Source organism: Vibrio sp. L85 (assembly GCF_963871815.1).
Taxonomy (GTDB): Bacteria; Pseudomonadota; Gammaproteobacteria; order Enterobacterales; family Vibrionaceae; genus Vibrio; species Vibrio harveyi.
The window spans coordinates 274,904-297,962 of sequence record NZ_CAWMYL010000022.1; the positions used below are offsets into that span (position 1 = coordinate 274,904).

General features: G+C 45.0%; 18 protein-coding genes. 6 read left to right on the plus strand and 12 right to left on the minus strand.

Going from position 1 to position 23,059, the window contains the following annotated elements:
- Positions 1-365 precede the first annotated feature (365 nt).
- The 5 genes from AACR11_RS05880 to AACR11_RS05900 form a co-directional block, all read right to left on the minus strand.
- Positions 366-2,144: an ABC transporter transmembrane domain-containing protein gene (locus tag AACR11_RS05880; RefSeq protein ID WP_005444422.1), complete on the minus strand. Its 1,779-nt coding sequence runs from the start codon at positions 2,142-2,144 to the stop codon at positions 366-368.
- Positions 2,144-3,886, minus strand: coding sequence for an ABC transporter transmembrane domain-containing protein (locus AACR11_RS05885; protein WP_029789838.1), 1,743 nt, complete (start codon positions 3,884-3,886; stop codon positions 2,144-2,146). The genes AACR11_RS05880 and AACR11_RS05885 overlap by 1 nt, the downstream gene beginning before the upstream one ends.
- A 271-nt stretch (positions 3,887-4,157) precedes the next feature.
- Positions 4,158-4,649: a type II secretion system protein gene (locus tag AACR11_RS05890; protein WP_079325598.1), complete on the minus strand. Its 492-nt coding sequence runs from the start codon at positions 4,647-4,649 to the stop codon at positions 4,158-4,160.
- 229 nt (positions 4,650-4,878) lie between these two features.
- A complete protein-coding gene (locus AACR11_RS05895; protein ID WP_029789840.1) occupies positions 4,879-6,222 on the minus strand; it encodes a sodium/glutamate symporter in 1,344 nt (447 codons plus the stop codon).
- A gap of 426 nt (positions 6,223-6,648) precedes the next feature.
- Entirely contained in the window at positions 6,649-7,527 is an 879-nt protein-coding gene (locus tag AACR11_RS05900; protein WP_029789841.1) for a LysR family transcriptional regulator, read from the minus strand.
- A gap of 103 nt (positions 7,528-7,630) precedes the next feature.
- Between AACR11_RS05900 and AACR11_RS05905 the strand changes: the two genes are divergently transcribed.
- Both AACR11_RS05905 and AACR11_RS05910 read left to right on the plus strand, forming a co-directional pair.
- Positions 7,631-7,918, plus strand: coding sequence for a putative quinol monooxygenase (locus AACR11_RS05905; protein WP_009698079.1), 288 nt, complete (start codon positions 7,631-7,633; stop codon positions 7,916-7,918).
- Positions 7,919-7,929: 11 nt separating this feature from the next.
- Complete coding sequence (locus AACR11_RS05910) at positions 7,930-8,907, plus strand: Gfo/Idh/MocA family protein (RefSeq protein ID WP_029789842.1); 978 nt, start codon at positions 7,930-7,932, stop codon at positions 8,905-8,907.
- Between the two features lie 84 nt (positions 8,908-8,991).
- Here AACR11_RS05910 and AACR11_RS05915 read toward each other — a convergent pair whose 3' ends face one another.
- A complete protein-coding gene (locus tag AACR11_RS05915; protein WP_029789843.1) occupies positions 8,992-9,678 on the minus strand; it encodes a DNA-3-methyladenine glycosylase I in 687 nt (228 codons plus the stop codon).
- A gap of 86 nt (positions 9,679-9,764) precedes the next feature.
- Here AACR11_RS05915 and AACR11_RS05920 point away from each other — a divergent pair, with 86 nt between their 5' ends.
- Positions 9,765-9,959 (plus strand): hypothetical protein, encoded by a 195-nt coding sequence (locus AACR11_RS05920; protein WP_005377692.1) that lies wholly within the window; start codon positions 9,765-9,767, stop codon positions 9,957-9,959.
- Between the two features lie 72 nt (positions 9,960-10,031).
- Here the strand turns inward: AACR11_RS05920 and AACR11_RS05925 are convergent, their stop codons facing one another.
- The 3 genes from AACR11_RS05925 to AACR11_RS05935 are packed head-to-tail and all read right to left on the minus strand — an operon-like array spanning position 10,032 to position 15,491.
- Positions 10,032-12,842 (minus strand): Hsp70 family protein, encoded by a 2,811-nt coding sequence (locus AACR11_RS05925; protein WP_029789845.1) that lies wholly within the window; start codon positions 12,840-12,842, stop codon positions 10,032-10,034.
- Between the two features lie 55 nt (positions 12,843-12,897).
- Complete coding sequence (locus AACR11_RS05930; protein ID WP_029789846.1) at positions 12,898-14,859, minus strand: Hsp70 family protein; 1,962 nt, start codon at positions 14,857-14,859, stop codon at positions 12,898-12,900.
- Positions 14,859-15,491: a DUF2760 domain-containing protein gene (locus AACR11_RS05935; protein ID WP_045488389.1), complete on the minus strand. Its 633-nt coding sequence runs from the start codon at positions 15,489-15,491 to the stop codon at positions 14,859-14,861. The genes AACR11_RS05930 and AACR11_RS05935 overlap by 1 nt, the downstream gene beginning before the upstream one ends.
- A 287-nt stretch (positions 15,492-15,778) precedes the next feature.
- Between AACR11_RS05935 and AACR11_RS05940 the strand changes: the two genes are divergently transcribed.
- Both AACR11_RS05940 and AACR11_RS05945 read left to right on the plus strand, forming a co-directional pair.
- Positions 15,779-17,320, plus strand: coding sequence for a sensor domain-containing diguanylate cyclase (locus AACR11_RS05940; protein ID WP_029789848.1), 1,542 nt, complete (start codon positions 15,779-15,781; stop codon positions 17,318-17,320).
- Positions 17,321-17,402: 82 nt separating this feature from the next.
- A complete protein-coding gene (locus AACR11_RS05945) occupies positions 17,403-17,933 on the plus strand; it encodes a 3'-5' exonuclease (protein ID WP_005451835.1) in 531 nt (176 codons plus the stop codon).
- A gap of 203 nt (positions 17,934-18,136) precedes the next feature.
- Here the strand turns inward: AACR11_RS05945 and AACR11_RS05950 are convergent, their stop codons facing one another.
- The 3 genes from AACR11_RS05950 to AACR11_RS05960 form a co-directional block, all read right to left on the minus strand.
- The gene (locus tag AACR11_RS05950) at positions 18,137-18,577 is read right to left on the minus strand and encodes a tellurite resistance TerB family protein (protein ID WP_005451837.1); all 441 of its coding nucleotides are present in this window, start codon (positions 18,575-18,577) and stop codon (positions 18,137-18,139) included.
- Between the two features lie 143 nt (positions 18,578-18,720).
- Positions 18,721-20,661, minus strand: coding sequence for an alkaline phosphatase D family protein (locus AACR11_RS05955; RefSeq protein WP_029789849.1), 1,941 nt, complete (start codon positions 20,659-20,661; stop codon positions 18,721-18,723).
- A gap of 22 nt (positions 20,662-20,683) precedes the next feature.
- On the minus strand, positions 20,684-21,034 hold the full coding sequence (locus AACR11_RS05960) for a hypothetical protein (RefSeq protein ID WP_005451841.1): 351 nt from the start codon (positions 21,032-21,034) through the stop codon (positions 20,684-20,686).
- A gap of 290 nt (positions 21,035-21,324) precedes the next feature.
- On the opposite strand from AACR11_RS05960, the gene AACR11_RS05965 reads away from it, so the two are divergent.
- Positions 21,325-22,638, plus strand: coding sequence for a MipA/OmpV family protein (locus tag AACR11_RS05965; RefSeq protein ID WP_029789850.1), 1,314 nt, complete (start codon positions 21,325-21,327; stop codon positions 22,636-22,638).
- Positions 22,639-23,059: the final 421 nt, after the last annotated feature.

A 23,059-nucleotide genomic window follows, 5' to 3' on the forward strand; every position in this document is an offset into this window, starting at 1 on the left:
AAGTAAATAGTTTTAAAATAAGAATGGATAACGGGTTATATACCCAAGTGACTTCAAGATGTAGGATTCAGAGCGTTGTCATTGATTCGAGGTCAAGGAAAACAACGCAGTTTAATAGCCAGCTCTTTCCAAGTTGTTTGACACAGCCATTGGTTTAATTGAAAAAGCGGGGCAATGACACGCTCCCGAAGGGCGAGCTGTCTTGGCTTGTATACACTCGAGGTTACTTGGGTATAGTCTAAGAATATTAGAAATGAAGGTGGTGGAAACCGGGGAACGAGACATCGAGTCGGTTCGCCGGTATTGGGGATAAACAAAAGCCAGCAGTATGACCAACGGGCTTAATGTCTGGGTCTGTAGACTGTTTAAACAGCTTCCTCAAACTGTTTGTCATCTTCCTCTTCAAGTTGCTGAATATGTCGATTTGCTTGCTGAAGCTGGTACATCTGCGCGTATCGTCCATTGTGTTTTAACAGCGCTTTGTGCGTGCCACTTTCAACCAAATCGCCATGATGCAAAACGATAATCTGATCGGCATCTAAAATAGTCGATAATCGGTGCGCAATGACGACAAGCGTCATATCTTGGCGCAGAACTTCTAAGCTTTTTTGAATCAGAGCTTCAGTACCCGAATCGATGTTCGCGGTTGCCTCATCCAAGATAAGGATTTTTGGTTTAGCCACCAAAACACGCGCCAGCGCAAGCAACTGCTTTTGACCTGCAGAAAGATTCGTTTCGCCTTGTCCAAGTTGTGTGTCTAGACCATTCGGATAACGACGAATTTGTTCTGCCAATCCTACCTTTTCTAGTGCATCCCAAACTTGAGTATCTTCGACCGCTCTACCTAAAGAAATATTTTCTTTTACGCTAGCAGGTAAGATATGCGGGTCTTGTTGAACCATGGCAACGTCTTTACGAAGTACGTCTTTTCCTAGGGACTTTAATGGGCGACCATCGATGCGTAACTCACCGATGTTCGTTGGATAAAAGCCCATCAGTAGTGATGCGAGGGTACTTTTACCACTGCCGGTATGACCAACAAGAGCGATAAAGTCTTGGTGAGCAGCTTTGAGAGAAATGTCTTTCAACACGTCTTGTTTGCCATCGTAGCTGAAAGTGAGGTTGCTCAATTCGATTGCACCCGTTTGGAGTGGGCGGTGATCGTCACCATAGGTTTGTTCTTTCGCATCCATCAACTCGAACACTCGCTCACTCGATACTAATGCTTGCTGAAGTAATGCCAACTGCTGAGTCATTTCAATCAAAGGTTCAGTTACGCGCGCTAAGTAGCTTATGAAGGCATAAAGAACGCCGACACCAATCATTTCTACGCCATTAAAACCAAAGATAGCAACGAGTGAGAGCAGTGCAAGACCCGCGAGTAAATCCATGAGCGGACGCAGTAGGAAGCCGTTCAAACGAATAACTTTCTTTGATGCGACTAAATGATCTGCGGTGAGCCCGTTGAATTGCTTGTTGAATCGTTCTTCTTGCTGCATCAACTGCACTACACTCATGCCTTGAATAGACTCACTCAAGTTGGCGTTAATGTCTGTCAGTAAATCACGCATGTTGCGGTAGCTTTCGGTACTTAGTTTTTTGAACAGGTACATGAAGCCGATAACGATAGGTAGGAGCACTAACACCACGATCGTCAGTTTCCAGCTCATGTAAAACATAACCCCAAGCATTACCAAGATCATCACCGCGTTCTTCACTACCGTCGCGATTAGCAGTTCGTAAAACTGTTGCAGCGATTCCGTGTCGTTGGTGATTCTTGAAACCAACTTACCAGCAGGAGTGTAATCAAACTCGGACAAGGGTTGCTTGATGACGCCAGCGAAAACTTGTTTGCGAATCGTTTTTATTGTGTTGGTCGCCACAATGCTGAACTGCAGCGATTGGAAATATTGAAACGTCGCTGAAATAAGCTGTAATGCGATGTAGCCCGCTGCCAATGAAATCAAAATATCTCGTGAATAATCACCTTTCGCGATGTGTTCATCAATAAAGTATTGAACGAGCCAAGGTCCACCCGCGCTGGCTAACGCGGCTATAAACAGCAGTGCTAAGCCTTTTAACATCGGCTTTGGTTGCGACAATGGGTAAGACAATAACCGTTTAAACGTTGTTGATTGCTTCATTATTCGTCCTCCATTGCTTGTTCTAATTTTTGATATTGGTACATCTCTGCGTACCAACCTTGCCGCTCAAGGAGCGCGCGATGTTGACCACGTTCTGCGATGTGACCGTGGTTGAGTACGACAATCTCTTCGGCTGCCTCTAGTGCAGTGAGGCGATGAGCGATGACGATTAACGCCTGTTCACGGTAATACGTCTCTAGGTTCTTTAGTATTTGATGCTCTGTACGCCCATCAACGGCAGATAGTGCGTCATCTAAGACCAGCACTTGTGCATTGAGCAACATGGCACGAGCAATAGCGATACGTTGTTTCTGACCTCCAGAGAGGGTAATGCCTTTTTCGCCCACTTCTGTTTGATAGCCTTCAGGAAACTTCTCAATATCGTCGTGGATACAAGCCAGTTTCGCCGCACGATAAACGTCTTCTTTTGATGCGTCAGGGTTACCTAGAGCGATGTTGTCGAAGATAGATTTAGAGAACAAGAACGGGCTTTGATTGACCACGGCAAAGCGGTTTCGCCATTCTGGTAAGAGTGCGTTTTTGATTTTGATATCACCAAATTGAATCGTACCGTTGTCCATGTCATGTTGACGAAGCAGTAGGGTTAGCAAGGTTGATTTGCCACTACCGACAGGACCTGCAATGCCGAGCATTTTTCCAGGCTCCAAAGTGATGTGAACATCGGTGAGCGCAGCGGGCAGATCTTTTGACCAGTGGAACTCATTAATCTTGATCTGCAAAGGTAATGGAGCCGTGCCTAATGCTGTATCGCCACTGATGATTTCTGGCTTCTCATCAAATATTTCTTGTAGGCGATTCCACGCAGCAGAGCCTCGTTCCAGAATATTGAACAAGAACGCGAATGCCAACATCGGCCAAATCATAAGACCTAAGTACATGGTGAATGCGGTCAAATCCCCAAGTGTAATATCACCTTGGTCAACTAAATACGCACCTGATGCCACGCTTAGGAAGAAAGACATGCCAATGGTCAATTGGATTGCTGGGTCAAAACGTGCGTCAACGCGAGCTACCGCGATATTCTTCTCGCCAGTATCATCGACGACATCTTCAAAACGCTTTTGCTCTTGGTTTTCTAACCCAAAAGCTCGCAGCATACGTACGCCATTCAATGATTCTTGAGTCATGTCTGACATTGTGGAGAAAGCTTCTTGTGCGATCTTAAAACGCTTATGCAGAATGCGAACAATGAAAAAGATGATGATCGCGAGGAATGGCATCGGTAAAAGAGCCATTAACGTCAGCTTCCAACTGATTTGTGTCACCATAATAATGAAAACAGCAATACCCGTAATCACCGAATCTGCCGCGGTTAATACGCCTTCACCGGCTGTCATCACGACGTTGCGCACGTCATTGGTACCACGAGCCATCAGGTCGCCAGTTTTGTATCTTTCGAAGAATCGAGGAGGTTGCGTGGATATATGACGATAGAGTCGGTTACGTAAAATAGTGCCTAATTCCCAACTCGCGCCAAATAACCAGATACGCCATAGAATTCGACAGCCATATATCGCAAAAAATAACGCAATAAGACCGGTTAACCACATCAGTAAGGTGCTGGTTTCTAGCGTGTTATCAACCACACCATCGACAATAATGCCGACTGCTTTAGGGGGAACAAGCTGAAGGGCTGAAATGACGGCAAACAATAGGATTGACCCCACATATTGTTTCCATTTGAGTTGGAAGTACCAACGCAGCTGCCAGAATATTCTCATTTCGCCTCCTGCTTAAATTATTGAATTTGTTATAGAACTATTATTGAGCGAATTAATGAGTTTACAAGCGGAATTTTTGAGCGAAATGAAAAACAATACAATGTGTCGATTTGGCAGGAACAGTGTGGTTTGCTGCCTTATGTATCGCTGAAAGGTGTGGATGTAACGAGATAATGTGAATTTATTGTTAATTTGAAGTTTTGAAGGGTTTTGGGTTGTTAGGGGATAAAAGCTTCAAAAGTGATGCTTTTGAAGCTCATTCCGAGTGGTTTTAGCAGTCTCTAGTTTGAATTTCGTATTTTATTTGACCACCTGATGTTTTCGGGTAGTAAACCTCAACATAACAAAGATGAGAGATATCTACGGGCTTATTAGCAAAGCCAATCAAGAAGTAAGGTTCATTTTCATCATCCACGCCATACCATCGATTGATAGTCAATTGAGGGGCAAAACCAGCGAGTTCTTGTGCAGGTATTACGTTCTTTATGTATCCGTAATAGCCAATTAAATCCTTAACACCATCGCTATCCAAGTCAATATTCTTGACCTCTCCACCATCGACTTGTTCTTGAGATTGCATGACTGCTTTCGCATAAACTTGATTGTTTGCGGTCATCAAAGCTTCTCTTGCGCCATGCAAGACCGCAATACGTGCGTCTTTTTGGATGTCTAAAAATTTTGGAAACGCCACAACACTTACTATTCCCAGAATGACGATACAAATCACCAATTCTATCAGAGTAAAACCTTTGGAATTACGCACAGCCAACCTCCGAATTTGCTTTTATAGACTGCTATTCTGGAACAAAATTATGGCTGGAAAGGTATTGAAAAAGAATGAAGTTATGCGATGAGTAGTCATGTTCTTATATATAAAACAAATTGCTCATTTTTTTAACTTGAAGTGTGTTTGTTTTTACATAAAAAGTTATTGAGATATCAGTAAGAAAAAGCCTCATTTCAGCTAAAATGAGGCTCGGTAAATCAGGTCGTTATGATGGATTCGTTGCGGTCTGTGAGCCTTGTTTGAAAACAAAACGCCAAATAAAAAGAACTACGGCTATGTATGCTAAACCAACACCAAGAGCTTGCCAGTGCATGCCGTTGTACATTGCAATTGGCATCAAAGAGATGATGAAAATATCAGTGATTGAGCCAGGAACGTAAGCGATGGCATAGTCATCTAATACTTTGCTTCTCATCTTAGGATCGACGATACGCAGTAGGGCAATACCCATTGCAACCGTACCCGTCAGCCAACCCCAAGAGAAGATACCTTTTTCAAACCAATCGTCTCCCATGATGCGTGGAGCCACCCAAAAGATTAACCAAAGTGTGAAACATACGCCGCCAAGAGCTAGTACTACCATAGGCATTAAGTATTGGGCCAAGACGGTAATCTTGATTGCAGAGATACCGAAGATAATCAAATAGTCGGTGCTGATGCCCGCTGCATGTTTGAACGCGCTATCACAAAGGTAACGTGACGCTTTGGTCTGCTTTGCGACAATCCGAACCAACATACCGCCAAGGAACCCGGTTACAAACGTTGGGATCTGCACCTTATCGTGGAAGGAAGATAAATAGTTAGCAGCAACATAGGAGAATGCCGTTACTACAACCACCAATGCGGCGTGAATCGCAAAAGAATCAACCGACAGGGAAGACATAGTGTCTTTCATTACCGCCTCTTGATCATCAGGCTTAACAAGACCTTTTCGCTCGTGCTCGTCCATGCTATCGAATGTCGTAAAGCTACGAATCCAACCCATCTTCAATGCGAATTGCAGCATGAGCATGCCGACAGAAATCGAAATGAAGATACCCACGGTTGCGAAGGTTAAACCTAGTGTGAAGCCATCTTCCCAACCAAGCCCCGTGAATATTTCGCCAACAACAGAAGCTGAACCGTGACCGCCCATAAAGCCTGCAGACATTGTTACGCCAAAGGCTGGATTAATCTCTGGCCAGAAGAAGGTAGTGATCGCGAGACCAAACATTGCTGCAAATAACCACTGTGAAACAGAAGCGATTTGGTTGAATGCCCACAATGAGCCAGCGCGCTGTGCGACGGTCTTAGGTGATGGGACATCAGTTGCCAGACCTAACGCAGAAAAAAGTGCAGCAGTTAATAGGCTTGCGTTAGCGGTAAATGTATCGGTCCACGGCAGTATGTTTAGCAGGGCTGGTCCAAAAATCAGACCGAATAATCCCGCGAGAACCGCCGATGGAATGTACATACGTTGTAGTAGTGGCGTGTGAACGCGAATGACTTTTGCCAAAATCAATAGTAAGCCAGCAATGGCTAAGTCAGTCAGCATTAGACCTTTAGGCATTTTATCCTCCAGTAAATGCAGTCAAGGGGTAGCGTCCTTGTGACCAACCTTGATTGAAAAATCGCTCCCAACGAAAAAAGTCACATACGTGACCAAAAGTGTTGAGAAATCAATGTCGTTTTCATAAGCAAAGGAATGTGCTTATGCAGTTTGAAATGAGTGCAAATGTCGTGATTACGCACGAACTTGGAGAGAAATTAGATTAAATTCTCGATGTTATTTTGATAGTTCACTCAGGAAAGGCGGCAATCCTAGTCACTTTGTCAGGGCAATGCAATTGATGGGAATCAATAAATTATGTTCATCAAATGAGCGTTCTGTGCTAATGGTATGAAAAATAAAGATAATTAATGAGAAATAATATTTGTCATATCGACAATAAAAACTAATTGCTTGGTTAAATTACAGCCGTTTTGTCTGTTTGTATTATTGGCTCACATGAGAAAGAACAAAATCGACGAAGGTGCGATTTTTAAGGGAAAGCTGTTTTGAACGGTAAAGCAGGTGGATCGGCTTTGGCTTGGGAATGTGTGAATGGAGAATTTCTACCAACGCGCCAGACTGGATTTCTTGTTCAACTAAAATCTTTGGTTGTAGAAGAACACCAGAGCCTTTTAACGCGGCAAACTTAAGCACATCACCATTATTAGACGTTAATCGGGTGTTGCTGTTTCCAAAGGTATTAGATGGCATGTTCACCACCTGTTGGCTTTCCCCTTGGTGGTACTGAAATCCCAAACAATGATGATGTTCAAGGTCATCAAGCGATTGGATAGGGGCATGCAGCTTAAGATAAGAGGGTGAGGCGCAGTAAGTCATGTCGTATTCCCCGAGTTTTCTTGCAACTAACGATGAATCGACCAACTCACCAATACGAATAATCACGTCTGCTTCGCTTCGATATGGGTCAATCAAACTGTTATCCAACATTAACTCAACGTTCAGTTCGGGAAATTCAGCTAAGAAGTCAGCCACGATGGGCGCAATCACCTTTTTACCATAGGTAACTGGGCAGTTAACTTTTACTGTTCCAGTTGGACGGTTGATCAGCGTCTGGATTAGGTTCTCTGCGTTGGTGATGTCTTCAATAATGCGGTGGCACTCTTGATAGTAGAGTCTGCCAGCTTCGGTCAAGGACTGTTTGCGCGTGGTGCGATGAATCAGCTGCGTACCTAAGCTTTGCTCAAGAAAGCTCATGTGTTTGCCAACCATGGTCGGTGAAATATCAAAGTGGTGTGCGGCGTTACGAAAGCTGCCATGTTCGACCACGTAAGCGAAAACCTTCATGCTTGTTAATTTGTCCATTACACACCCATAGTTGATAAAGAAATAACTAAAGCAGAGTTTATCAATCATATGAGGTTAATTACAGTGGACGTATGATTAAGAGTGGAGAAAGAGATCCATCATGAGCAAGACGATTTTTGTTACCGCCGAACTGAAAATGAATGCCGATAAGCCAAGACAACAAGTGGTTGAGACCATTGAACAATTTTGCCTTGATATGCAGAGCGAAGCTGGGTGTTTGCAAGCGAATGCGACCTACGATTCGAAAGACCCACTGCGTGTGATTCTTTGGGAGCGATATGAAAACCGCGCCGCGATTGAAGCGCATTTTGCTATGCCGCATACACAAGCGTTCATTGCAGCTGAAATGGCGGAGTTAGTTCAAGCATTCGAAACCCAAGCTCAATAGGAGACGTGAACATGAAATGGGGCATTTTAGGCACAAGCTTTATCTCAGGTGTCATGGCAGAGGCAATCCAAGGCGATGACAAGAGTAAGCTCTACGCAGTTGCTGGACGTTCGGAACGGAACTTGAATGCATTTGCTGAGCAATATGGCATCGAGAATACCTTCACCGATTACGATGCGTTGATTGCCGATGAACAAGTCGACATTATTTACATCGCACTGCCAAATCACCTTCATCATGACTTTATCGTCAAAGCGGCAGAGCAGGGTAAAGCGATTCTTTGTGAGAAGTCACTTTCGGTAGATATGGAAAAAACCGAGCTGGCTCTAAAGGCAGTCGAATCGCACAAGGTATTCTTTGCTGAAGGCTTGATGTACTTGCATCACCCGTTGATCAGCGAGTTACTTTCGGTGCTTAAATCGGGAGAGATCGGCGAATTTCGCTCCATCCATACTTCTTATATTGCGTCGATTGCGCAGTTTGTTAATCCAGACAGCAAAGGTGCTTTGTATAATTTAGGTTGCTACCCAATATCATTGGTGCACTTGGTGGTGAAAACCATGTTGGGTGAACAAGCCTTTGGAAACCGCTCTATGACGGCGATTGGTCGACGAGGTAACGATGGGAATATCTGTGAATCGAGCTTGATGATGCAATTCGGTGAGCAACAAACGGCGAGCGTGCATACCGCCGAAGATCACGGATTGAAACACCAATTCACCATCCTGGGTAGCAAAGGCTGTATTACGTTAGACTCGAACCCATGGCTACCAACGCAAGATAACCAGTTTAGTGTGGAAATTTACGAGACGTCGAAGCGTGAAGTGTTTGTACCGGCAGCTGGGGACGCTTTCTTCTATCAAGTGCGCACTATTCGCCAAGCGGTTGAGGAGGGGCGTACCTCGTTAGAAAACCCTTGTGCAACATGGGAAGACTCTCACCGCATTATGCAGATACTGACTGAGTGGGAATCACTGGCTTCAAAGTAAGTCTGTACTTGAACCAATGAACATAAAAACGGCGCACTAAATCCAATGATCAGTGCGCCGTTTGTATTTTGGGTTTAATCTCGGTTAAATGCGATTATCGCCGGTGCTGAACGCAATAACTTGGCTGATTTCAGACAGGCTTCTACCACTTTCTTGTTGCCATTGCACAAACGCTTTGTTGGTGGCGTCGAGCGACTTTTTAGTGTCTTTGCCACCTTCAATGATCTTGCAATTACGCAGGTAAGCCTCGACGTCGCTAGACAAGATAAAGGTATCAACGCCCATTTGGCGAAGTGTGTAAGGGCCGGTATTTCCACCTAGGCGATTACCGTGTTTCTTCAAATATGCCCATAGGTCGGTGATTTTCTCTTGCGGCCAATCGGCAACCATTTTGCCAAACGAGCCGTATTCGATTTTTGCTTCGTGGATCATACGAGCATTAGCAGGGATCGACATGACTTTAGTGAGATGGCGAATGATGCGTTTGTCGGTTGCTTTGGTTTCCCATTGCTCGTCTGACAGCATTAACAAGGGCTCAATCTTAAATCCGAAGAATACTTCTTCGAAGTTCGACCACTTGTTGCGAACCACGCTCCACGAAATCCCACTTTGGAATACCTTCATCGAAAAAGCGGCCAGCCAACGGTCATCGGGAATCGCTGCCAATTCTTCTTTGCTTAGTGGATGAGACAAAAGCGCTTCAAGTTGATCTTCACCACCTTTACGCTCAGCAGCGCGCTGATAAATCGCGTCAAATTTTTCGATACTCATAAAAGAAGTTAGTCCTAGTTTATGTCGATATTTGCGAAACATACTACGCTTAAGTGGCTGAATCGTAAATTGATGGAGTGTCACAAATGAAGAAGGTCACATTAACGTTTGTCGGAGAAGGTTCGGATCGTATTGCGGAAAAATTCTATGCGTGGATGACGGACGGTGGGTTGGAAGACAGCATGATTGAGAATTTATCTGACCGTGAAATCTCAGTGGTCGGCATCAGTGATATGGATAATGAAACGCGTGATGTGGTGATCAATACGGAAATGAACTAAGTCAGCAAGTAGAATCAGATAAAACAAAGCCCTTCTCATGAAGGGCTTTGTTGCGTTTGTAAGCATGGGAGCTTAGTTGTTTACCAGCGTCAGACCGCTTGGGAGCGCATCACCAAAGATACGCTTCGATTCGCTCTCAGATAGCTCTTTGACTTCTTCAACCAGTGATACCCAAGATTCAGGCACCTTGCTTTGCTTCAGCTTGGTGAGAACTTGTTCACGGTAGTCGTCTGAGATATCAAATAGGCGGTCGCCCGTCTTACGACAAATCATTACGGCTGCGAAAGCGATCATTGGCTCTTTCTGCCAGTTCTGTTCCAACAGTTTAGGTAACCATTGTTCCGCTTGTTCACGAGGAATGACGTTATGCTGGCTGCCATACAAAGGCGTACGCGATGCCAAGCGACCCATAGCCCACCAGTGCGCTTGTTCGAACTGGTTATGGTTGATGGCTTTGCTCAAGAACCACGTAGCCAATAGAACCTTGTCTTCGACTTCTAAATGCTCCAGAGAAGCAGACAAGCGAACCATCGACTCGTAACCCATGTCTTGCGCTGCTTTGGCGGATTGTGGGTTTTTCATCGCGCCAGGGTGTAGGTATTTCGCGATGTCCGCCAAGATGGTCTCTTGCTGCTCTTGGCTTAAACCACCTGCGATGCGACGCCAGAATACCCACCAGTCAGTCCAACCTTGATGGTTCTTAAACTGAATGTTTTGTTGGTATAGACCCCAAACTTGCTCAATGCGCCATGAATCGGTTGGATCGCCAAAGCCCGGACGCAACGCAAAGCCCGCCAAACGAAGCCAGTTTTTCTCGTGTTGTTCAGAACGACGGCGACGCTTACGACCTTGTGCAAAGGTATCAAAAAGTTGACGTAGGGTAGTGAAATCCCACTCGTCACGTTTGCCCAGTTTCTTCTCAAGATCTTTGGCTAAGGTTTTGATCTCTTTGCTTTCTGCGCTTTTCTTGTTACCGCTGTAAAGGCGAGCGATTAGCTCCTTACATTCGTTCAGTTTAGGGTGAAGCTTAACTTGCTCGCTGTCATCGGTTTGCTTGTTACGAACTTCGAACTCCAGCTCCCAACGTTTGCTATCGTCTTCTGCGCTGACACATTCCATCTTAAGCGTGCCGACTTCGGTCAACTGACACGCCAGTTGTACTTCTACGCGCTCTTTCTGGTTGGCTTGTAGTTCAGCGCCTTCACCTTCAAGGGTGGTGATATAAGGCGGAAGAGGGGCAAATAAGTCAGGATCAACGTCCACCATCACACCGTTTTGAATAGCGGTGTTATTGGTTAAGGTGTCGTGGGTAGACGTCAGCAGGTTAAAGCGAACGGGTTCACCTAGGGTAAGCGAGAAACGACGACCACTTAAGCGGATCTCGTGACCTTCTTCTGTGCCTTTTGCAAGTAAACAGAGCGCTTTGCCCATCTTGTTCTTTTCTTGAAGGTGCAAGAAGTAAGAACGCGCTGCGCCACCACCAATTTTTAGCTGTGCGCCACGGCGTGCTTTACCAAACGCAACAGCACCCAGTGCAACTGACCAATCTGGATGTGGGTTATCTAATACCGTAACCGGAGCACCGCGCCAATCGGAAAGTAGGGTAGTGACTCGCTCAGTCACAAGTTCACTATTGAACACACCACCGTTAAGTAGCAAACCTACCGGAATTGCATTTTGTTTGTCGTCTTCAATGCCAAGAGCGGCACGAGCAACTTGTTGGTGCTGAGTTAAGAACTCGGCAACGTGTTTGCTCACTGCTGGGTCAGCAACGTAGGGAAGACCAAACTCGACAACGGCGCTGCGGCGTTTGTCTGGTACTTCACTGAAATCAGAAAGCGGGAAGAAGCCATCCAAAGCGATTTGGTGCACTTCTTGTTTGCTCAGCCCAATACTCTTTGTTCCGCCAAGAAGTTTAGAGCCGCTGCCTAGCATGGTGATTTTTACTTCTTCAGGTGCACTCGCTGAAAGCAGGTTTTCTTTCGCCTTGCGAGTTTGCTGAATCAGCTTAGTTAGGCTTGCAGCAGTGAGCTTCTTACTTTGGTTGAAGCGGCTTTCCGCAAGGTGTGCTAATGCTAAGTCGAGGTTATCACCACCAAGCATCAAGTGTTCACCAACACCAATACGATCAAGGGCTAGCTCATTTTGTGAAGAGAAACTGGCTTCAATCAAGCTCAAGTCGGTAGTACCACCGCCCACATCACACACCAGAATCAGCGGTAACTCTTTGAGTTCATCAGCTGCGGTTTGCTGGTGGCGTGCGTACCAGTCGTAACATACGGCTTGTGGTTCTTCGAGCAGGACGATTTTCTTTAAACCTGCCAACCCAGCGGCTTCAAGCGTAAGCTTACGAGCGGTTTCATCGAACGACGCTGGAACGGTCACAACCACATCTTGGTCTTCTAGCTTGTTGCTAGGATGACGGTAGTTCCACGCTTGGCGAATGTGGTTGAGGTAGCTTGCGCTGGCAATGACGGGAGAAACTTTATCTACGTCTTGCGCACCAGCCCAAGGAAGAATGTCTGAGCTACGATCCACTGCTTGGTGTGATAGCCAGCTTTTAGCGCTGGATACCTGACGTCCTTCCACCTTTGCGCCTAGTTCACGAGCCCATTCACCCACGATCACATTACTAATGTCGCCAGAGACAGGTTCGTTTTCCCAAGGGAGTGTTAGGTCAGAAGGGGAGATTTGACCAACCGCAGGGTGATAGCGGAAAGAGGGCAGTAATGGTTTACGAACCACTTCACCCGGACCAATTAATTGGTCGATGTCGAATAGGGATACTTCGGATTGTTCAAGGTTGTCGGTGATTTCACAGTACGCCACAACAGTGTTTGTGGTGCCAAGGTCAATACCAACAAGAAAACGAGGAGATGCCATACAAACCTTCGTGTATTTAAAAACGGCACCCGATTGGATGCCGTTTGATTTCTATTTATTCTTCTTCGTTTGAGTTGCTTTTCGCGTCTTCGCGCACATCGAACTCAACATGCCATTTTTGACCGTTATCAGCGGCAATGGCTTCTAAGTAAAGCGTACCAAGCTCTGTGACGCGAGAGGCTAGGGTTACTGGAACCACTTCACCTTCACGACGACCTTCAGATACAGGCAGCGTTACTTGGATTTCTGGAAGCTCTTCAAGCTCTTCTGGTGCCCAGTAGTCTAGGTGAGTACCTGCTAGGTCATCACGACGAACGGTTGAGCCGAAGAATTGGAAGTTAACCGGTTGACCGATGATCAAACCAAACTCTTGGCTTGGTACGTCAACGCTTGAACCTTCTTCCATACCAAATGGTGCAACACAAAGTGCTTCCATTGGAGGCGCCATGCCCGGAATCGCTGGCATCGCACTTTCGATACCCACGTAGTACGCCGAAGCAATACCACCACGGATACGAACGCCCTGACCACGACGCACAGAGCCGTAGTAAGCCGCACCGCTAGCAACCGCAAGGTCTAGATCCACACCTGTTAGGCGCTTCGCCATTTCTGCATCTGCTTCAATTAGCCATTCGTTGATCGTGTCTTCTAGACGAGTTGCTAGAAGTTTCGATTTCAGAACACCACCGTTGAATAGGATTGCGGTTGGCTTGATGAAGTCAGCCGATTGCGCTGCATCCGCACCTGGCATACCAGGCATGTTAGCGAATGGGTTGAAATCTTGAGCTGCTTCTGCGCCATTTCCTGAAGTAGAAAGAGCATTGGCTTGCTTAGACAAGAACGCAGCAATGTGACGAGTAATGCCTGCATCTTGTGCGTAAGGCAGACCCATTTGCGTTAGTGCACCACGGTTACGTTGAACAGGGTGATCGGTAATCGCAACTTGAGGGAAGAAGCCGTCAACCAGTGTTTGTTGTACTTCTTCTTGAGTCAGTTCTGTTTTCAGCGTTGCACCAAGCAGTTTAGAACCACGGCTTGGTACTACGATTGGCACTGACTGAAGTTCGCTGTCGTTCAGTAGCGCTTCTTTCGCGTCACGACATGCGTGCGTCATTGCCTGAACTTGCCATGGTTGTAGCTCTTTGCCTTCTTGCGCTAGCTTCATCTTCAAGCGGTACGCAAGTGCTAGGTCCATGTTGTCACCGCCAAGTAGGATGTGTTCACCTACCGCGATGCGGTTCAGAGTTAGGTTGCCGTCGTCTTCAGTTACTTCAACCAAAGAAAGGTCGGTTGTACCACCACCGATATCGACCACAAGTACGATGTCGCCAACTTCAACTTCGTCGCGCCATTTGTCGTTGCTGTTATCGATCCAGTTGTAAAGTGCAGCTTGTGGCTCTTCTAGAAGCGTTAGGTGCACAAAACCAACGTTGCGAGCTGCTTCTGCTGTTAGATCGCGAGCAGCAGGATCGAAAGAAGCAGGAACCGTAATAGTCACGTCTTGATCAGCAAGGTTGTGATTTGGGTTGGTGTGATTCCAAGCGTCTTTTAGGTGCTCTAGGTAAAGCTCTGTCGCGCGAAGAGGGGATACTTTTTCCACTTCTTCTGGGCTACCTGCTGGCAGGAATGCATCACGACGGTTCACACCAGCGTGGCAAAGCCAAGATTTCGCACTTGCAACAAGGCGAATTGGCGTTTTCGAACCTAGGTTACGTGCAACTGCACCAACCAAAGCTTTTGGCTCACTCGACCACGGAAGAACGCGTGATTGCGGGTTCATTTCGTGCTCGTGCGGCTGGTATAGGAAAGAGCCTAATTGGTTGCGAGTCTCTACCGTGCCCGGCGCAGTAAGTTGCGGAATAGGCATTACTTCAACGCGAGCGTCTTCGTCGTGAGTATCAACAAAAGACATGACACAGTGTGTTGTACCTAAGTCGATACCAACACTGAATTTTGGCGTCTGTTGAGTTTCAACAGACGCTTCTTGAGAATGGTTTTCTTGGTTCATGTGTTCCATTACAGCTCAACCTCAGCTGGAGCGATCACAGATGCATCGTAGTTCTCAGCCAGTTTAGGCAACGTCATTGATGTTGCTTTCCAACCTTTGTGAACTAGCGTGCCGTTGAATGGCGCGCTGCCTGTTACGTTGCCAGTTAGGCGGATTTCTTGTGGGTTGAAGCCTTCTTCAACCGTAATGCGAGTTTCTTCGTCTTCGCTACGAACGTGCGCTAGCGTCACGTAGTCGTTCAGTACTTTCTGACCGCCAGTGTGGATTACGCGAGCGGCTGCGCCTACTTCTTCATCAGAGAATGACGTTAGGTCTTCTTTTAAGAAGTCAATTAGGCGAGCTTCTTGTTGCATGATAGAAAGCAGCTGCATTGCAGAGTCCGTTGATGCTGTTGCAAGTTTTGATTCAACTTCTACAACACGCTCTACGACTTTCTCTACTTCCACTACTTTTTCTACTTCAACGATCTTCTCAACTGGTTTCTCAACCTCGACGATTTTCTCGACTGGTTTTTCTACCACTTTCTCAATCACTTTAGATTTACGAGATACTGCGATCAGAAGAAGCAAAACGCTCGAAGCGGCTAGACCTGCGTGAAGCATATCGAACGTTTGAGGAATTAGGTTCAAATCAATGTTCATGACATTTTTCTCTTTCTATTGATTTATTGGCGCTTAGTATTGGCTCACACATGTTTACTAAAGAGATCGGCTTTGCGACCTGCACCAAGTTTAGACATTAAAATGATGGTGGATGGTAGCATATTCAAGGCTTAAGACTGTAATAATTCGTGAATATACCGCATGATTAGCATGAAAAATCAACGATTAGATGGGGACGCAAACGTTGTTGCTTGATGTTTACCCACATGTGGCGCAGTATTTCCATCATTATCGAAGCATGACACGCAAAAAACGTGGAACAGTAAATGACATATAGCACGGCTCAACAGAGCATTTTCAAACGGTACTCTGCTTCTATTGTAGCTTTTATTGCAGTCGTTATTGTCACAGCGGGCATGGTTGGTGTCGCTTATAAAATACAACAGCGTTACACCATGACCATTTTCGATACCCTGGCAGATCGCCAAGCGGAATCTCTTAAACTGGCAGTAGAAAACGATCTTGAGTTCATCGGCGCTGGTGCAAACTTTTTCCATTCCGTTGATAAGTCATACTGGACACAATTTCCTTACTACGCAAAACAAGTCGTCGAAAGTTCACAGAGCTTGGTTGGCTTGCAATGGATGCAACGTGTTGAACCAAGTGAGCTCGACGTCTATTTGGCGAAAACTCGTCAAATTTTCCCTGATTTTGACATCTTTACAGTACCGAAAGATGGTGAGAAGACGTTTGGTTACATCTTGAAAGACCAAGCTCCTGCATACATAGCGACTGATATTTATCCAAGAACTGAAACTAACTTGTCTTTGCTTGGCTTTTATTCTTCACGTTTGCGTTTCGAACTGATCCTAGATGACATTATTACCCACGATCGAGCTAACATTTCAGACAAAGTCCGATTGCTTCAAGACGGATACGACAAGTCATTAGAGAAAAGTGGTCTGTTGGTTTACCACCCGGTATTTAGCTATGACAAACACGAGCTACTTGGTGTCGTTGTTGGGGTAGTGCGCAGTACTGTCTATTTTGATCAATTGATTACCAAAACCGCGACGGAATTGGATATGTCTGTAAAAGTTGAAGACAAGGGCTTTGATGCTTACGACGACCCTCTATTGTTCAAAAGCTCAAACTGGGATGAGCTGCACGGCAAAGTTATTAGTCGCACGATTCAACTGCCAAATCGCGAATGGCGTGTTGAGTTTAAGCTGTCTGAATCCGTTTCGGCGTGGGAGCGTTCTGTCCTTTATGGGACCGGTATTGCGGGTTTAGTCATTGCTATCTTGATCAGCTATATCGTCAATCTTCAATCACGTGAAAAAGAACGTCTTGCGGTGATGCTTGATAACAAAACGGTTGAGCTAAAACGCATGGCGGAGTTGGATCCATTGACCCAATTGCTTAACCGACGCGTATTTAACGATAACTTACTGCACTACATTAATAGTGGCGTTGACTTTTCTTTAGTGGGTTTCGATATTGACCGCTTTAAAGTGATTAACGATAAGTACGGTCATTTAGCTGGAGATGAAGCGTTATTGCACGTAACCAAGCTTGTGAATGCGAACTTGCTCGATGGTGATCGTTTCTACCGAGCAGGTGGCGATGAGTTCTGCATTTTATCTAGAGTGACGGACAAGGAAGAACTAGCCGCCTATCTGGAGAAGTTACGCGGTATTGTCGCAAGCTCGCCATTTGAATATGAAAGTACACCGATCATTTGTTCTTTGAGCATTGGCGCTGCGGTACATAACGACGAAGATCCTGAGAGCTTATTCCATAAAATGGACGTGCAACTTTACCAAAGTAAGAAAAATGGTCGAAACTCTGTATCGATCGGCGATTAATTCAGCGAGCAAATTCGAGTTTTGAGATTCGTTACGGTAAAATCTCACGCTTTCAAATTTACGTTAGGAATCAAGACAAACTATGAACCATAACCGTATCGTCTGCTTCGATTTAGAAATGTGCTGCTGGAATGAAAACGGCGTTGGTCGTACAGGCGAGATCATTGAAGTTGGTTTGGCGGAAATAGATTTGTCGAAAGGTGAAATCGTTAAGCGCGCGCAATACTACGTGAAACCTGAGCATGATGAAGTGTCCCTGTTTTGTGCAGAGTTAACTGGCATCACACCACGTAAGATTGAAAAGCAAGGTCGACCATTGGAAGAAGTGCTTAAGTCGATGCTAAAGAACTTTGGTGGTCGTAATAAGATCTATGCTTCATGGGGGCGCGATGACCTTATCTTACTTGAAGAATGCCAACAAAAGGGCATTGACGCGCCATTTACCGAGTTCATCAACTTAGCGACGTTGTACCGAATCCAAAACCGTCTTAAAGATAAGCGCATTGGTCATAAAGCGGCGCAAGAAGCAAAAGGCATTGAGTGGGAAGGTCGCCAGCACTCGGGCTATGTTGACGCTTACAACTTGGCGAAACTAGCACTGACCATGCTATAAGTTTCTGTTTTCATAAATCTTTCATTGGATTTCAGTCTGCTCGTCATAAGCCAGTACTAAGTTAGTTTTAAATAACAACAATGTTGGCTAGTCTCTTGCGGAGATGACGATGTTTGATTCGACCTAATCCAGACTAGAGACACAAAAAACGCGCTCATGTAGCGCGTTTTTTATTGGTTCTTACTGTTTATGGAGACTGGGCTTCACTGAGATTGCAATTTCGCTCGAATAAAATCGCTGTGGTCTACATAGAGCAGCTCCGCTGTTTTGCGAATTACGGCATCTTCCAATGGGTCAATTTCACCGTCAGCGTACGCCACTTCCCACATACTCTTGATCAGTTCATAGCGGGTTTCTTGTGAAAGCTCACGCAGTTGGGACGTAAAGTCATAAAGGGAAGTCGACTCACTCGATCTGTTTTGAGCCTGATTCAGTAGGGTGTCGGTCTCTTCTTCTGTTAGGGAAAGCAATTTCATGATCAAAGAGCGTTTGGTTGCTTGCTCTCTTTCATCGATTTGATGGTCCGCACCAGCTACTTCACAAAGCAAACATGCTATCGCCATATTGGGTGACAGTGTGTTGGATTGGCTAAGGTCCGAGCCTTCTATAAGTTGTTTAAATAATGAAGTAAGCGAATTAAACATGTTGAGCACCAAGCTGTTATCTATTTATTTAAGATGGTAATGGTTTGAGCAAATCTCAAGGTCTTGATTGAATTTGATCAAGATCTCATACGATTGAGATGACATTTTTGCTCAATACAGTATTTGACCGCCAAAAAGCGGATTTATTCCTCAACCTTTGTAGGCGGGAAATGTATTGAATCACCTTCACCAGTTAAAATACTGATATTGCATGGCTTTCCGTCGTCATCCAATCTCAGCTCGCCAATTGCACTTTGGTTCACTAATCGGTAAAAATTGTGGTTACTTGGCGCACGCTTAAAAATCTTCAAACGCTTACGTTTGGTGAAGAAGTTTAGCGGTGAACGGGGGCTATAAAGCAAACGGTCCATGGCATCACACGCTGTCAGCAGTTGCGCTGGGAACTGGTTCTTAATCCCACTACATGTGATTTGATAGATATTTGGACTATTGCGACGGAAACGCAACTTGATGTCATAAGCGAAAGAGTAGTGCACATCACCAGACAGAATGACAAAGTTAGTCGGGGTTTTGGTGTGAGTGAAAATACTGATCAAGGTATTCGCACTGCCTGGATGCGCCATCCAGTTTTCTGCGTCAATCAGCAACGGCTGACCAAAACTGGTCATGATGCGTTGCAATGTTTCAATAAACTTCACACCAAACATGGGTGCGGCAGAGACGATGATCACTTTGTCTTGATGCATCAGCTCTTGTTGGAACTCAATCAAGGCTTCCCAATCCATCAAACCCGATGGTTTATTCATGCGTGATTCTGAACGCCAGCGGCGAGTACGTGTATCCAAAACAACTACTTTCGGTGACGTGTGGATGGTGTAATGCCAATCTTCGAATCGATATAGGTATTGGATGAAGTCATCTTGGTACTCTGAAGTCAGTTCTTCAAAGTAACGACGAGCGTGCTCCATAAAAGGGGCGTTAAATTTTTCTGGCGCGTTACCCCAACCTTGGCACAACCAATAAGCGATCAGACTGTTGCCGATGATTCGGCGCGAGAAGAGATTTTCAGTCGCTGCTTTTTCCCAGCCAACCGTTAGGTTCCAATCGTCGGTGACGTCATGGTCATCAAAGATCATGTAGGTCGGTACGTGAGCTAGCAAACGCTGAACTTTATCTAACCCTGCGACAAATGCATCGATGTGAACTTTCTCATCGCGCCAATGTTGTTGCCATTTCGGCTCTAAAGCTTTTCCGCCGGTCGTGAATTTTCTATCCAATAAACGTTCACGATTGACTAATGTCCAAGGTACTGGAGACCAAACGAGTAGGTACATCGCAAAAAGCTCGGCAAAGCTGATGAGGTGGTTTTCACATTCGCGCGAGCTAAAAATGGGTGTGCCACGATGCGGGAAGAGCTTGGTGAGTATGCTTCCATCGTCAACATAGTGGGGAAGAATGTTATCCCTGCCATAAAAACAATCTGGGCTTTGATACAGCTCTTGCGTGTTTTTAATTGGCGCTTGGTCGAACTCTTCATCAGGCAAGCCTAATAATTTGACCAATTGTTCAATAGCATCAAGCATCGGACCTGCGACATGATCGGCATAGATTTGGTCGCCGCTCATGATGAGCATATCAGGGCGGTCTTCTATCGGTTGGCTAGCAACTTTTGCGTCAGCTTGGACCAAAGTGTCTTTACTAAAATGATGTGGGTTACGACAAGAGCCATGAAGAACATAATCGGCTTTTTCACTGATTAGGAATTCGACACCTTGCACTGAATCTGTGTCTTCACCGTAGACCAATTGAGGCATCAATTCGGTCAATAAACCGGATTGAGTATGGAGTTGATAACGCAATGCTTTATGGGTAGGAAATTCGCCTTGTAACGTCAGCATGCAAACCCAAGCACGTTTGCCTACTTGCAAAAGATGTTCTGCTGATACGGGCTTGGAATAGTATTGTTCACCAGTGTTCGCATCGCTGATTTCAACCAAGCCTTCGAGAGGTTGCGTGGTCACCAACCAAATATTCACTTCCGTCGCGGTAACTTTTCTTAAAATTGGACCGGCAACAACCAGAGGAAGGGAGGAAAGTTCGTTGGTATTGAGCGATGTTGGCAAAGTGGTACCTTACTATTCTGGATCAGTGTTCTGAGTCTTCTTCGAGTATTTCGATAACTTGTGAGCTGCTAAGTTCATGTCCCATTAGAAATAAACCCAACATTGCGTCAGCTTTTGAAGCGTTGTCGCTGTCTTCATCGAGAATTTGTTGTAGGCGAGTTCGAATCAAGTCAATTTCGTGCTCTACGAAGCCGCGACCTTCTTCTTCACCCTGACCATCTTCCGGTGCATTATCGAAGTGTAAAAACAGCATATCACCATCGAGTGTGGTGTTTTCCAAGCGTTCTGGTAGCCATTCTTCACCCATCACGATATCGGGGTCGCTACCTTCCGGCAAGTTGTTGATAATGGAGATGAGTTCAGATGCTTTCACGATTAACTGCGGCTTTGATCATTGGTTTTCTATTGTATCGGCGAATCTGGCAAAAATCTAAATCTCATTGACGAGAGAAGAGAGAAATTTGACCGTTTCCCGTTTGATTGTGTGCAGAGTAATCAACTTAGCCAAAAGTGCAGTGTGTAGGAGGTTAACTTATTGCCAGTGTTAACTGGTAGGGCTTGCTCTTTGGTGTATAAAGCAAAATTTTCACAGATAGGCGGGTAAAGTCAGATATACTCTTTCTCATTCGAGACCTTCTCAAATAACAGTGACATAGAGGAACTATGAAACACGTATTAACAGTATCGCTGGCATGTTCTGGTTTATTGCTTAGTGGTGCTGCTTTAGCGGAGTCAAAAAACGCAGAGCAAGAGTGGGGGATTGCAGCGATGTACCGTACTGCTTCAATTCCATTTTATACTGCCAATGACGACTCAACAGTGAGCACGTTTGTGCCGATGATGTTCTTTGAAAACGAGCATCTCTACATTGACGGTATTGAAGGTGGGGTGTTCTTGTATGATGAGAGTGACTCCGATTGGCGTGCAAGTGCGATTATGCGCCTGCGCTTTGTAGATATCCCGAAGTCCATTCAAAATGCCTTCGAAGGGGATCGCGTCGATTTTGGTGGTCAGATTCGTTACAACTTTGACGAAAACTGGCGTGCTGAATTTGAAGTGATGGCGGATGACGAATTCCAGTTTCATTCTAACTACCGAATCGCTGCTAACTATGAGTTTGGCGATTGGGAATTAGAGCCCACTTTTACAATTCGTTATAAAGACGCCGACTTCAATAGCTCGTACTACTCATTCAAAGACGCGACGGGAGAGAAAATTGGTGCGGGTATTGATGCTAACTTAGGTATCAAAGCACGTTACCACGTGATTTCTAACTTGTATCTCTTGGGGGAAACTAGCGTTACTCGCCTAGACAGTGAAGCATACCATAGCCAAATCGTAGAAGACCGTTACCAAGGTGAAGTCTTTGTTGGCTTTGGTTTCTTCAACGATAAAGGCAAAGAACGTAAGTCTGATTTACGAAATCGCCCATATCTAAGAGTCGCACACGGTTGGGCTACGCCTTCTAATATGGGTGACATCTTCAAACTTAATGCCGAGAAAGATGAGTACAATAACCAAATGACCTCTTTCTTCTACGGGCACCCATTGACGGATGAGTTGTTTGGCTTACCTTTGGATATTTACCTAACGCCGGGTCTTGTTCATCACTGGTCTTCTGATGTGCAATCCTCCAGTACCGAATATGTTGTGGCGATTAAGGCTTACTACACCTTCAATTGGCCGACGAAGTGGCGATTTGGTGTGGCAGAAGGTATGTCTTACATCGATAATATTACTTACATAGAAGCAACAGAAATGGAAGAGAAGGGTTATACGCCAAGTAACTTACTTAACTATTTAGATTTTTCAGTTGATGTGAACGTTGGCGACCTGTTCAACCAAAAAGATTGGGAGAACATGTGGGTCGGTTACTCGTTGCATCACCGCAGTGCGATCTTCGAGAACGCTTCCCAGTTTGGTCGCATTAAAGGCGGTAGTAACTACAATACGATCTATTTCCAGTACGATTTTTAATCTCAGCTCAAAATAAATACCAAAAGCCTCATATTGACATGAGGCTTTTTTAATTTTATTAATTGGTAATTATTCTTATTCCCATTCTTCTGTATTTGTATTTTTTATTTATTTAATTCAAAAATCATTTCTATATTTAATTTAATTGACATCCTTCTGACCTATTAATATTCCATTAATAAAAAAGCTCGAAATGAAATATAAGATTACGTTTAATCGTTTTTATAAATTGATGGGGGTCAAACTTATTAACCATTAAATCTACAAGGATATCGATAGTGGTAGGTCGCCATGCCTTAGTTGCTCAAGGCTTGTGCGTTCTGGCTTAATTGATGGTTTTGTAGAAATACTGTTTTGATTTGCCTTGTGTATTAATTAAAACGAAATTAGATATTTTCAATGAATGCCTATTTTGAAAATA

Excerpts from the sequence above, each read along its gene's own strand:
- AACR11_RS05880 (WP_005444422.1), bottom strand. The coding sequence starts at position 2,144 with ATGAAGCAATCAACAACGTTTAAACGGTTATTGTCTTACCCATTGTCG.
- AACR11_RS05885 (WP_029789838.1), bottom strand. The coding sequence starts at position 3,886 with ATGAGAATATTCTGGCAGCTGCGTTGGTACTTCCAACTCAAATGGAAA.
- AACR11_RS05895 (WP_029789840.1), bottom strand. The coding sequence starts at position 6,222 with ATGCCTAAAGGTCTAATGCTGACTGACTTAGCCATTGCTGGCTTACTA.
- AACR11_RS05900 (WP_029789841.1), bottom strand. The coding sequence starts at position 7,527 with ATGGACAAATTAACAAGCATGAAGGTTTTCGCTTACGTGGTCGAACAT.
- AACR11_RS05905 (WP_009698079.1), top strand. The coding sequence starts at position 7,631 with ATGAGCAAGACGATTTTTGTTACCGCCGAACTGAAAATGAATGCCGAT.
- AACR11_RS05910 (WP_029789842.1), top strand. The coding sequence starts at position 7,930 with ATGAAATGGGGCATTTTAGGCACAAGCTTTATCTCAGGTGTCATGGCA.
- AACR11_RS05915 (WP_029789843.1), bottom strand. The coding sequence starts at position 9,678 with ATGAGTATCGAAAAATTTGACGCGATTTATCAGCGCGCTGCTGAGCGT.
- AACR11_RS05920 (WP_005377692.1), top strand. The coding sequence starts at position 9,765 with ATGAAGAAGGTCACATTAACGTTTGTCGGAGAAGGTTCGGATCGTATT.
- AACR11_RS05925 (WP_029789845.1), bottom strand. The coding sequence starts at position 12,842 with ATGGCATCTCCTCGTTTTCTTGTTGGTATTGACCTTGGCACCACAAAC.
- AACR11_RS05930 (WP_029789846.1), bottom strand. The coding sequence starts at position 14,859 with ATGGAACACATGAACCAAGAAAACCATTCTCAAGAAGCGTCTGTTGAA.
- AACR11_RS05935 (WP_045488389.1), bottom strand. The coding sequence starts at position 15,491 with ATGAACATTGATTTGAACCTAATTCCTCAAACGTTCGATATGCTTCAC.
- AACR11_RS05940 (WP_029789848.1), top strand. The coding sequence starts at position 15,779 with ATGACATATAGCACGGCTCAACAGAGCATTTTCAAACGGTACTCTGCT.
- AACR11_RS05945 (WP_005451835.1), top strand. The coding sequence starts at position 17,403 with ATGAACCATAACCGTATCGTCTGCTTCGATTTAGAAATGTGCTGCTGG.
- AACR11_RS05950 (WP_005451837.1), bottom strand. The coding sequence starts at position 18,577 with ATGTTTAATTCGCTTACTTCATTATTTAAACAACTTATAGAAGGCTCG.
- AACR11_RS05965 (WP_029789850.1), top strand. The coding sequence starts at position 21,325 with ATGAAACACGTATTAACAGTATCGCTGGCATGTTCTGGTTTATTGCTT.